Genomic DNA, 8,187 nt, shown 5'->3' on the forward strand with positions numbered 1-8,187 from the left:
GGCGATGATGCCGGTTTCGGTCAGCTCGATCTCGAGCCGCCCGGGCGCGAGGCCCGTCTCGCGCAGCACCTCGGCGACGCGCCTCGGCAAATCGTGGTTGAGCTGCATCGGCGCGACGTTCACGGCGACCTTGAACGGCTGGCTCCAGGTCGCGGCGGTGGCGCAGGCGGTGCGCAACACCCAGTCGCCGATGTCGACGATCAGCCCGGTCTGCTCGGCCATCGGAATGAAATCGTTCGGCGGCACGCGGCCCTTCACCGGATGATTCCAGCGCAGCAGCGCCTCGAAGCCGATGATCTCGCCGCTCTGCGTGTCGTTCTGCACCTGGTAGTGCAGCTCGAACTCGTCGCGCACCAGCGCGCGCTTGAGATCGATCGCCAGCTCCGCACGGCGGCGGCTGGCCTCGTCCATCGACGGCTCGTAGGTGCAGATCTTGCCCTGACCGAGACTTTTCGCGCGATACATCGCGAGATCGGCGCGGCTGAGCAGCTCATCCGACGTCAGGCCGTGCTCGGGATGCAGCGCGATGCCGATGCTGCAGCCGACGGACAGGCTGCGCTCCTCCCATTCGACCGGCATCAGCACCAGCGCGCGCATGCGCTCGGCGAATTTGGCGGCTTCGGTGCGCGCGAAAATCTCGCTCTTGACCGCGACGAATTCGTCGCCGCCGATGCGCGCCAGGAATTCGCCGGGCTGCAGGCTGGCGGCGACGCGCTCGGCGACGGTCTTGAGCACCGCATCGCCGGCGGCATGGCCATGCGCGTCGTTGATATCCTTGAAGCGGTCGAGGTCGATGGCGAGCACGACGAGATGGGCGGTTTCGTCGCCCTCCGCCAGCGGCGGCGCCAGCCGCGCGCCCAGGCCGTTGCGGTTGGGCAGGCCGGTCAGCGGATCCTGCAGCGCGAGCTGCCGGTAGCCTTCGACGGCCTCCTGCGCCGCCTGCATGTCGATCATGTAGGCCGAGGCGGCCATCGCCATGATCAGGCCGATGCCGGTGACGATGCTGATCAGCATCACGCTGTCGGACAGCGCCTGCGCCGGCGTTTCGGCTCCCGCCATCGGCACCAGCGTCAGCGCCGCCATGCCGGTGAAATGCAGGCTCAGGATCGCGAGCACCATCGCCAGCGAGCCGCCATATTTGCAGAAACGCGTGACCGGCCGCGCGATGCGGTTCGCCGCCACGGCGCCGAAGCCCATCGCCAGCACCAGCGACAGCCAGATCGCCGGCGCGTGCCAGGTCCTGATGCCGTCGAGATTGAGCGCGCTCATCCCGGTGTAGTGCATCGCGGCGATGCCGAAGCCGAACATGGCGCCGCCGATCTCGATCAGCGGCCCGCGCTGCGTGCGCGTGGTGACGTAGAAGCCGAGCCAGGAGAACAGCACGGCGAGGCCGAGCGAGGCGAAGGTGAGGCCCGCTTCGAACGAGCGGCTGCCCGGAGAATCATAGCCGAGGATCGCGGCGAAATGCGTCGTCCACACCGTGCCGCCGGCGACCAGCCCGGCCAGGAACAGCAGATGGAAGCGGCGCAGACCGGTGTTGCGGCGGACCCGCGCCAGCAGGCGCATCGACAGGATGGAGCCGAGCACGCAGACGAGCAGCGCGGCGGCGACGTAACGCAGGTCGTGGTCGGCGGGCAGGCAGGACAGGATCGTCAACATCGGCAATGAACCCTCACGCAGGCCAGCTACGATCCCCGCCACAGGGCGGTTTTGGCGCGCAGGAATCGCGGTTAGCAAAGCGTCAACGCGGGCAGCGCATCTGCCCGCGTCCAGTCATGCACGAGGTCTGGAAGCCGATGATTAAGGCCGGGCGCCGCGCCTTCGTGTTCCCGGAAGGAACCGGGGACATCGTGACGAAACCATCAAGGCGGGGCGTCACTCTGCGCGCAGCTGGAACCCGATCGCTATTTGCTCGCGACGTTGCCCGGCAAGGCATAGGCGCGGACGTAGTCGCCGAGCTTGGTGCCGAACGAGCCATGGCCGCCATCGACCGTCACGACATATTGCCGGCCGCCGGCCTCATAGGTCATCGGCGTCGACTGCCCGCCGGCGGGCAGCCGGTCCTGCCACAGCAGGTGGCCGTCCTTGACGTCGAAGGCGCGGATGTAGTCGTCCATCGTGCCGGTGAGGAACGCGACGCCGCCCGCGGTGACCATCGGACCTCCGAGCATCGGTACGCCCAGCTTGAACGGCAAGGGCAGGGGCGCCTGGTCGCGGATGGTGCCGACGCGGTGCTGCCAGACGATCTGGTTGGTCTTCAGGTCGATCGCGGCGAGGCTGCCCCAGGGCGGCGCCATGCAGGGGATGCCGAGCGGCGACAGGAAGATGCCGAGATCGACGCCATAGGGCGTGCCGTACATCGGCTGCACGCCGAGCTCGGTGCCCGGCGGATGCGCGGAGTTCGGCGCGGCCGGATTGTCCTTGCCGCGCGGCACCAGCCGCGACACGAACGGGATCGATTGCGGATTGGCGATCGCGATCTTCCTGACGGGATCGATCGCGATGCCGCCCCATTCGAACATGCCGAAATCACCGGGATAGACCAGCGTGCCCTGCTCGGAGGGCGGCGTGAACGGGCCCTCGTAGCGCAGCCGCTTGAACTTGATGCGGCAGGCGAGCTGGTCGAACATCGTCGCGCCCCACATCTGCGCGCCGGTGAGCTGGTTGCGCGGCCGGAAGCTCAGCTCGGAGAATGGTTGCGTCGGCGACAGATGATCGCCGGGCGCGGCGCCCTGCGGCACCGGCTTCTCCGGCGCGGGGACCAGCAGGTGTCCGTCGCGACGATCCAGCACGAAGATGTTGCCGGTCTTGGCCGGCACGTAGATCGCCGGCACCACGCCGTCCTTGCCGGGCATGTCGACCAGGCTCGGCTGCGACGGCATGTCCATGTCCCAGAGATCGTGATGCACGTTCTGGAACGACCAGCGCAGCTTGCCCGTGGCGATGTCGAGCGCGACCAGCGCGGAATCATAGCGCTCGTTGTCGGCGCTGCGGTTGCCGGCCCAGATGTCCGGCGAGCTCGAGCCGAGCGGGATGTAGACGAGGCCGAGCGTCTCGTCGGCGGCGCCGACGCTCCAGCCGTTCGGCGAACCCGGCGTGAAGTGATGCGTCTCCGACGGCATCTCGTTGGGATCGGGATTGCCGGGATCGAACGCCCACAGCAGCTTGCCCGAATAGACGTCGAAGCCGCGGATCGCGCCCGAGGGCACCTTGTTGGAGTAGTTGTCGATCACGGCCCCGGCCATGATCAGCACCTTGTCGGTGACGACGGGCGGCGAGGTGCCCTCGTAGAAGCCGACGGTGGTGATCTCGTTGCCGGCCTTCAGGTCGATCTGGCCGTGGTCGCCAAAACCCTCGCACGGCTTGCCGCTGTCGGCATCGAGCGCGAACAGCCGTCCGTCGTCGGTCGGCAGGAAGATGCGCCTCGCGCATTCGCCCGGTGCCGCCGCGCCCGACACGTCGACCGCGCCGGCCTTCGTCTCGTGATAGGCCACGCCGCGGCAGGTCATGTGCTGGAAGTTCTTGTGGTGCTCGATCTTGGGATCGAACGTCCAGCGCAGCTTGCCGGTGGCCGCGTCGAGCGCGAACACGATCTGGTGCGGCGAGCAGGTGTAGAGCGTGTCGCCGATCTTCAGCGGCGTCACCTCGTTGGTGAACTCGTCGGGATCGTCCGGGCCCTTGCGGTCGCCGGTCTGGAATTCCCAGGCGAGCTGCAGGTTCTTCACATTGTCGGGCGTGATCTGCTTCAGGCTGGAGAAGCGCGTGCCGAAATTGCTGGCGCCGTAGGCGGTCCAGTCGGCCTGCGCCTCCGCCGGCGCGGGATCGGTGCCGGCCGTCGCGGCCGCCGCCTGCGGCAGCGCGCCGTTGACGCCGAAGCGGTCGCCGCGCAGGGAGGCGCCGAGCACGACCACCGCGACCGCGAGCACGGCCAGAAGGCCCCAGCGTGCCGAGCGCATGTCGCCGGCGAGATGCGTCGTGACGAACGGCAGCAGCAGCCAGACGCCGAGCGGCGCCAGCACGTCGCCGCGCGGCGCCAGCGACCAGAAATCCAGCCCGACCTCCCAGATCGCCCAGATCATCGTGCCCAGCAGCAGCGCCGCATAGAGCCATAACGCGGCCGCGCGCCGCTGCCACAGCAGCCACGCCGTGCCGAGCAGCGCGGCACCGGCGATGACGTAATAGAGCGAGCCGCCGATCGCGGCGAGCCAGAGGCCGCCGGCGAGCAGCGCCAGCCCCATCAGTCCGACAACGATGGCAGTGAAGGTCAGCAGCGGCGCGCGCTGCAGCTCGCGGGCGGCGGCCATGCGCGACTCCAGGCTGACGAGAACGAGGCGCGGCGCGACGCCGCAGTCGCGTCATGAACGTCGGGGCGGGGCCGAAGTTCCCTGCTGCTGATGTCGCCGGTGAGCGCGCGGCCCCGCGCCCAGCAGCTGGCGGCTGCAAACGAAGCAAGCGCGCGGCGCGTCTCGAACCATGAGGCCCCCACAGGCCCGCGATGGTCCGGAACGCTCCCTCACGGTGCCCCGTTGCCGCGCGGTCCCCGCAGAGCCGGCGCTCCCACCACACGCCCTTTTGCATCCCCCGGGACCGGAACGGGTTGCCGCTCCATGACGGAATTATTACGATCCGACGTCAGTCACATGAAAATTGGAGTGCCGGATGCGTGCGCAATCGCGAGCCCTGTCGAACCCGGTCGCCCTGTGGTGGGCGATGCTGACCCTGGTCAGCCTCGCCAATATCGCATTCTGGTTCATCCTGTACCGCCAGCTGCACGGCGGCAGCGTCGCCGTCAGCTGGTCGTCGGAGACCGGCCAGATGCTGGCGCTGTCGGCGGCCTATGTGTTCGGCTGCGCCTTCCGCTCGGTGCTGCCGCGCGCCGACGTGCAGCGCATCTGCCTGGTCGACAGCTGGCTGTCGAGCGTGTTCGTCGGCCGCTCGGTCGCGACCATCGCCGAGATCGCCTTCGCGGCGCAATGGGCGATCATCCTGGCCCAGCTCGGCGCCATCGCCGACGCCGAGACCGCCGTCAACATGGCGCGCCTGATCGTGCCGATCATCGTCGTCGCCGAGATCTGCTCCTGGTACGCGGTCGTTACCAAGAACTTCCTCTACAACGCGATCGAGAACTCGCTGTGGGCGGTGGCCTTCCTGCTCGTCGGCATCGGCCTCGGCCGGCTGCTGCCGGAGTTCGACGGGCTGGTGCGCGGTCTCTTGATCGCCGGCCTCGTCGGCATCGCCTGCTATCTCGCCTTCCTCGTGGTCGTCGACGTGCCGATGTATGTGAAGCGCTGGCGCATCGAGCGTGCCGCCGGCAAGCCGCTGCTGCATCCGCTGGTCGGCTTGCGCGATTCCGCCACGCAGTGGACGGTCACCCACGAGTTCGAGCATTGGAAGGAAGAGATCGCCTGGATGTCGCTGTATTTCAGCGCCGCGGTCTGGGGCTCGCTGGCGCTGTGCGCATTGTCCGCGATGAACGCGCATGTGCCGCAGAACCGCACCCAGGCCTCCGTGACACCGCCGGCGATCGTGCAAGCGCGCTGAGCCTGAGCTGACATCGAGGAGACGAAAAAGAACCCGCGGTGCGTGCACCGCGGGTTCTTGCTTTTCCAAGCCTCAGCCATGCAGCGTGAAGTGATGCGAGTCGTCGATGTGGGCGACGTGGCTGAAATCGTGGTGCGGAGCGTCGTGGGCGCCGCCGGCGTGGCCGATGTCGAAGTGCGGCGGCACGATGCCGGTGTTGCCGGCGTGACCGTGATCGCCTAGCCCATGATCGCCAAGCCCGTGGTCGCCAAGCCCGTGGTCGCCGAAGCTGTCGGCGATGATCGGGTGGTGCGACGAGCCGTCGCCATGCAACGGACCGCCCAGGCCGAGGCCGGAGCTGTGGCCGTCATGGCCGTTGTCGCTGGCCTGGTGGATCGCCTGCGCGATCTGGTCCCAGAACCCGCCCTGATGACCGTGGCTGCCCTCGTGGCCGCCGCCGATCAGGTCGCCGGCGAGCTTGAACAGGTCGCCGAGCGCCGCGCCGGCATTGCCGTGGCCGAGATCGCTGGCCAGCGTGCCGAGATCGTGGCCGAGCGCATTGGCCTGATGACCGACGGCGTGCGTCAGGTCGCTGGCGGCCTCGGTCAAGCCGGAGATGCCCGCGCTGACGGCGTGATTGAGGCCGCTGGTGATGCCCGAGCCGAGGGTGTCGGCCGCATGGGCGGCGTCGGAGATGACGTGGCCGAGCGGCCCGCCGACGAGGTGACCCGCGTTCGACACCGCATCGGTGATGACGCCGAGCGCGCCGTGGCCGAGCGAGGTGCCGACATCGAGCCCGCCCTTCACCACGTCGCCCGCGAGGTGGATGCCGTCGGCGCCGAGATGCGCGGCGGTGTCGACGATGGTGCCGACCACGCCTAGCGCGCCATGGCCGATCGCGCCGGCCGCTTCGAGCCCGGCATGGCCGAGACCGACGGCGCCGTGAACCGCATCGCCCGCCGTGGCGATCACGCCATGCGCCAGGTCACCGGCGACATGCACGCCGCCATTGACGATGTCGCTGCCGATATGACCGATGTCGCCGGCGACGCCGCCGAGATCGCCGTGCACGAGATGGTTGAGGCCGGAGGCGACGTCGCCGACCACATGCGCGCCAGTGCTGGCGATGTCGCCGGCCACATGACCCGCGGTCGACACGACATCCTGGACCCCGTGAATGATGCTGCCGCCGACCGCCGCGCCGGCATGCTCCACCGCGCTCACGACGCCGCCGACAGTGTGAATGACCTCGCCGCCGAGATGGCCGACGCCATGCGCCACATCGCTCACGGCATGTCCGACATCGCTGACGACATGTCCGACGGTGTGGGCCGCGCTCGCGGCGGCGTCGCCCACCGTATGCGTGACCTTGCCGATGGTGTGGATGACCGAATTTCCGAGATGGCTGACCTCGTGCGCGGCGCCGCTTGCCGCATGCTCCACGGTGTGCACCACGCTCGAGGCGGCGCTGCCGACCGCGTGGCCGACGTCCGATGCCACATGCGCGACGCCCTTCGCGACCGAACCCAGCGCGTGCCCGATATCGCCGAAAATGCTCATTGATGTTCTCCCCCGGTTGGGTCACCTCACCGCGGGTGACGGGAGCGTTGTCGCAGAGCTGGCGGCAGCGCTCTGTGAGCCGTGTCACGCAGCCGGGCTCGACACGGCTCGCCGGGGAGATTGGGCGGACGCATCGCACCGACCCGATACCCGGCCGCGCGGTCCGCGGCAGGGTATCGCTGCTGTCCTCGCCGGAGCGTGCGCGGCCTTAGCCGTGCATCGCGAAGTGATGCCCCTCGTCCATCTGAACGATGTGGCTGTAGTCGACATGCGGGGCGTCGTGCGCGCCGCCGGCATGGCCGATGTCGAAGTTCGGCGGCACGATGCCGGTGTTGCCGGGGTGACCATGGTCGCCGAAACTGTCGACGATGATCGGGTTGTGCGACGAGCCCTCGCCGTGCAGCGGGCCGAAGCCGAGCCCGGAGCCGAACTCAGCGCCCTGGACGCCCTGGGCGTTTTCGCCGGCATGGCTGACCGCCGAGGCGATCGAGTCCCAGAACCCGCCATGGCCGCCGGCCTCGGACGGACCATGCGCGATGGCGAGGCCGTCGCCGCGCAGGCCATCCTGCGCCAGCTTGAAGATGTCGCCGATCGCAGCGCCGAGATTGCCGTGGCTGAGATCGTTGACCAGCGAGCCGAGATCGTGGCCGATCGCGTCGAGCTGGTGGCCGATCGTGCCGGTCAGGTCGCCGGCCGCCTGCGCCAGTCCGCTGACGCCTTCGCCCACGACATGGCCGACGCCGTTCACCACGCCGGTGCCGACCGCATCGACGCCATGCGCGATGCCGGAGACGGCTTCACCGATCGGGCCGCCGATCAGGTGGCCCGCGGCGGACGCGGCGTCGGTCGCCACACCGATGGCGCCGTCGGCAACCGCCACGCCGGCCTCGAAGCCGCCTTTCACCACAGCGCCGGCGGCGTCGAGCGCATCGGCTCCGACATCGGCCGCAGTGCCGACGATGGTGCCGGCCATGTCGAGCGCGCCGTGACCGATCGCGCCGGCCGCTTCCAGCCCGGCCTCGCCGAGGCCGACCGCCGTATGCACCGCATCCCCGGCGACGTTGATCGCACCATGCGCCACGTCGCCGGCGACGTGCAGTCCGCCAT

Annotated in this window: 5 protein-coding genes; 1 reads left to right on the top strand and 4 read right to left on the bottom strand. The window is 69.3% G+C overall.

Annotated features, from left to right (window positions below):
• Together BRAS3809_RS29340 and BRAS3809_RS29345 are read right to left on the bottom strand one after the other, a co-directional pair.
• The coding region (locus BRAS3809_RS29340; protein ID WP_035659311.1) for a putative bifunctional diguanylate cyclase/phosphodiesterase at positions 1-1,659 on the bottom strand (1,659 nt) is incomplete at its 3' end.
• Between the two features lie 245 nt (positions 1,660-1,904).
• Positions 1,905-4,304 carry a membrane-bound PQQ-dependent dehydrogenase, glucose/quinate/shikimate family gene (locus BRAS3809_RS29345; protein WP_008965646.1) on the bottom strand — a complete coding sequence of 800 codons (2,400 nt, stop codon included), beginning with the start codon at positions 4,302-4,304 and terminating at the stop codon, positions 1,905-1,907.
• A gap of 355 nt (positions 4,305-4,659) precedes the next feature.
• Here BRAS3809_RS29345 and BRAS3809_RS29350 point away from each other — a divergent pair, with 355 nt between their 5' ends.
• Positions 4,660-5,541 carry a hypothetical protein gene (locus BRAS3809_RS29350; protein ID WP_008965647.1) on the top strand — a complete coding sequence of 294 codons (882 nt, stop codon included), beginning with the start codon at positions 4,660-4,662 and terminating at the stop codon, positions 5,539-5,541.
• Between the two features lie 72 nt (positions 5,542-5,613).
• On the opposite strand, the gene BRAS3809_RS29355 is transcribed toward BRAS3809_RS29350, so the two are convergent.
• Together BRAS3809_RS29355 and BRAS3809_RS29360 are read right to left on the bottom strand one after the other, a co-directional pair.
• On the bottom strand, positions 5,614-7,080 hold the full coding sequence (locus tag BRAS3809_RS29355; RefSeq protein ID WP_008965648.1) for an autotransporter outer membrane beta-barrel domain-containing protein: 1,467 nt from the start codon (positions 7,078-7,080) through the stop codon (positions 5,614-5,616).
• 208 nt (positions 7,081-7,288) lie between these two features.
• On the bottom strand, positions 7,289-8,187 hold an 899-nt coding region (locus BRAS3809_RS29360), incomplete at its 5' end, for a hypothetical protein (RefSeq protein WP_035659314.1).

The sequence above is a fragment of the Bradyrhizobium sp. STM 3809 genome (assembly GCF_000239795.1).
GTDB lineage: Bacteria > Pseudomonadota > Alphaproteobacteria > Rhizobiales > Xanthobacteraceae > Bradyrhizobium.

Excerpts from the sequence above, each read along its gene's own strand:
- BRAS3809_RS29345 (WP_008965646.1), bottom strand. The coding sequence starts at position 4,304 with ATGGCCGCCGCCCGCGAGCTGCAGCGCGCGCCGCTGCTGACCTTCACT.
- BRAS3809_RS29350 (WP_008965647.1), top strand. The coding sequence starts at position 4,660 with ATGCGTGCGCAATCGCGAGCCCTGTCGAACCCGGTCGCCCTGTGGTGG.
- BRAS3809_RS29355 (WP_008965648.1), bottom strand. The coding sequence starts at position 7,080 with ATGAGCATTTTCGGCGATATCGGGCACGCGCTGGGTTCGGTCGCGAAG.